Genomic DNA, 3,198 nt, shown 5'->3' with positions numbered 1-3,198 from the left:
TCGCTGCGTGGCACGAATTCACCGACCTCACCCAGAATCCGTCGAATGCTCGCTGAGCAATGATGACCTCTGCCACCATTTCGTCTCGCTACCGGCAAGTTGACAAAGCCCGCCGGTTGCAACCTGGCGATGTTGCAATTGCCGCTTCTTTGCGGGAGCGGTTACTGATCGAGCAAGGCTCATATCCAAAACTTCATGCACGTAGGCCTCGCTCGAATCGAATTGCCACTATGTCAGAACGTGTGGCGCATTCCCACCGTCACAGCCACTTGGGTGTTGGTTGACGATGGTGAAAGCGTGTTGATCATCGCATGCGAGAGCACCGAGTCAGCCGGTGCGCCGTGTACGTTCTGGTAGACGCCTTCGAGGTAGAAGTCGGTGCGTTTGCTCACGGCGTAATCGGTCTGGAGCATGGCCGTATTCCATCCAGGCGCCGAGCCGTTATAGGCGCCATGGGTGTAGGTGTACGCGCCACTCACGCTCAACGCGGGCGTCAGCGCATATTTCCCGTTCACTTCGTAGTTGTCGAGACGCATTGAACCGGCAAGCGATCCAGCGCTAGCATCGTTGGCTCCGAGATATGTTCCCGTGCCAAACGAGTAGACGCCAGATAGGTTGTCGATCTGCGTATGGCTCCAGACAAGCCCCACAGTCGCCGGACCATACGTGTAGTTGCCGCCAAGCGACCAAATACGCTGACGCTCCGCGATGAAGTTGGCGCTTGTGTCGCCCGAGGTGACCGCGCCGCTTCCGTTGCCTGCATTGTTCAGTTGCAGATAGCCCGCTGCGAGATTGACGGGTCCTTGCGAATACGACAAGCCGAAACCGTATGAACGGTTGTTCGAGAAGTCACCGGCCTTGTTGCTAAAAGAGTACATCGATTCGAAAGTGACGCCGCGATAAACCGGACTTGTGTACTTGACTGAGTTGTTGAAGACTACAGAGTTGGCCGCAAGGTTGTCGTTTTCAAATGGATGCGCAGCCATGTTGCCGCCCCATGTGTTGAACTCCGCAGTCAGCGGTCCGACGAGGTCGTTCACCACGTCAAACTGGCGGCCGAATGTCAGCGTGCCGTAGGGATCACTTTGCAGGCCGACCCATGCTTGTGAGCCGAAAGCGTCCCCCGAGAACGCCTGTGCGCCATTGTTCAGTACGAAGCCTTGTTCGAGTTTGAACACCGCGTGCAATCCGGCGCCAAGATCTTCCGAACCTTTGAGGCCAAAGACGGTGTTCTGTGTGGAACTGCTATTGAGTTGCCAGTTGATGTTGCCCTGCTGATTGTTCGTATAGACGAGACCGGTATCAAGCAGGCCGTAAAGCGTTACGCTGCTCTGTGCATGTGCCGAAACAGCGAAGGCTCCGAGAAGTCCGAGGGCGAGTGAAGTATTTTTCACGTTTTGAAAGCTCCCTGAATGAAAAGGAATGGATCGAATCGTGTGAGTGCAATATCGCCAATATTGGTTCGCCATGCATGCGCTTGACATCACACGCCTCATTTACAGATCTGTCTGAAATCACTTTGTGATTATTGCGAGCTGCGAAGAGTGAGGCAGTGGCGAGCACCAATAACGACGACGGGGATCATATATCGACGAAAATAAAAGTTGGCGCAAACGGCTCTGGTGCAAATGGCGCTGGCGAATCGGTTAGAGTGTCGGACTGAACGAGTGGAGAGCCGACGATGAGCAAGCCGAAGAGCCTTGAGGAACTGTTCGCAGGCCGTCACTTCAACCGCGAGGTGATCATTCTGTGTGTTCGCTGGTACTTGCGTTACAAGCTCAGGCTACGCGATCTCGTGGAGATAATGGCAGAACGGGGCTTGTCGCTGGCCCACACGACGATCCTGCGCTGGGTGAGACGTTATGCGCCGGAAGTCGTCAAACGCTGGGACCGTTTCGGCACGCCAACGGGGCGGTCGTGGCGTGTCGATGAGACGTATCTGAAGATCCGCGGCAGGTGGGTCTATCTCTACCGGGCGGTGCATCGGGCCGGCCAGACAGTTGACTTCATCCTCCGTGCAAAGCGCGACGTGAAGGCGGTCAAAGCCTTTTTCAGGAGAGCCGTCAAACATCAGGGCCAGCCGCCGAAGACAATCACGCTGGATGGCTACGCCGCCTCACACCGCGCGGTGCGTGAGATGAAGGAAGCCGGCCTGCTGCCTGAAGACACAAAGGTTGATCCTCAAAATACCTCAATAATCTGGTCGAACAGGACCACCGCAACATCAAGTCCCGGACAAATGTCATGCTTGGTTCAAAACGTTTCAGAAGCGCAGCGATTACGTTGGCGGGCATCGAATTGATGCAACGCATTCGCAAAGGTCAGTTTAACCTCGCGAAGCTCGGTCTCAAGAAATTCGCTGCGCCCGCAGTCTGGAAAGCGGTCCTGTCTGCTCAATAAGGCATCCTGAACTATAGAAAATAATTGACCGCAACGCTTATTTGCACCAGAGCCCCAATGATGAGGTGCGCTACTTCCGGCTCCAGGGCGGAACAGATAGTCGCTACATCACGCAGAGCCCCACGTTTCTCTGCACTTATGTCCGCCTTGAGCAGGCGAAAAAAAGGCCCGACGCGTGGTCGAGCCCGTAAAGGATGGAAGCGCCCGGCGGCGGCAGTCATTCCGTAAAACACTGATTCGCGGCTGGGACACCACCATCTGCGTGGAGGGGTGAAAGGTCGCCTGTCAGGCAGAAGTACCTGGTAAAGGGCTCGAAACAAGAACTGCAGCCACAATGAGCACGGTGGTCAGCACGTCTGACTCAACCTTAAGGACAAGTGCGAAGCGCTTCAGGGGCGGCCCGCCGGTACAGAACGCGAAGCGTTCAACGCTCCGAGCAGTTTTGGCATTTCGACGACCCGGTTATGACCTCCAAGTGCAACTGCAATGCGCACGAGTCCGGGCTTCAGTAGAAGCACCGGTCCGACACTTTGGACAGAAGCTTACCCCAAGCGTTCTGACGCCAAGATGGCTGCAAGATGACTGATTTTTCACACCCGCGAAGATGAACAAAGTGTCATGGTGCCGTCATCTTGTGGCCGTGGACCGATGCTTACGCTGGCTAGAGTCTCCTCCCAAGAGAAAGTTGGGCTTTGTCAACTTGCCGGTAGCGAGACGAAATGGTGGCAGAGGTCATCATTGCTCAGCGAGCATTCGACGGATTCTGGGTGAGGTCGGTGAATTCGTGCCACGCAGCGA

General features: G+C 55.6%; 1 protein-coding gene and 2 pseudogenes. 1 reads left to right on the top strand and 2 read right to left on the bottom strand.

The window, feature by feature from the left end; all coding sequences use genetic code 11:
• Positions 1-233 precede the first annotated feature (233 nt).
• Complete coding sequence (locus tag JMY24_RS37815; RefSeq protein WP_128598194.1) at positions 234-1,394, bottom strand: porin; 1,161 nt, start codon at positions 1,392-1,394, stop codon at positions 234-236.
• A gap of 287 nt (positions 1,395-1,681) precedes the next feature.
• Here JMY24_RS37815 and JMY24_RS37810 point away from each other — a divergent pair.
• A pseudogene (locus JMY24_RS37810) lies at positions 1,682-2,400 on the top strand (IS6 family transposase).
• Positions 2,401-2,685: 285 nt separating this feature from the next.
• Here JMY24_RS37810 and JMY24_RS39155 read toward each other — a convergent pair.
• Positions 2,686-2,924: pseudogene (locus tag JMY24_RS39155) on the bottom strand (copper resistance protein CopD); the annotation flags it as partial.
• Positions 2,925-3,198 lie beyond the last annotated feature (274 nt).

Origin of the sequence: Paraburkholderia kirstenboschensis (assembly GCF_904848585.1) — a bacterium.
Lineage (GTDB): Bacteria > Pseudomonadota > Gammaproteobacteria > Burkholderiales > Burkholderiaceae > Paraburkholderia > Paraburkholderia kirstenboschensis.
This window is presented reverse-complemented; position numbering and strand designations above follow the sequence as displayed.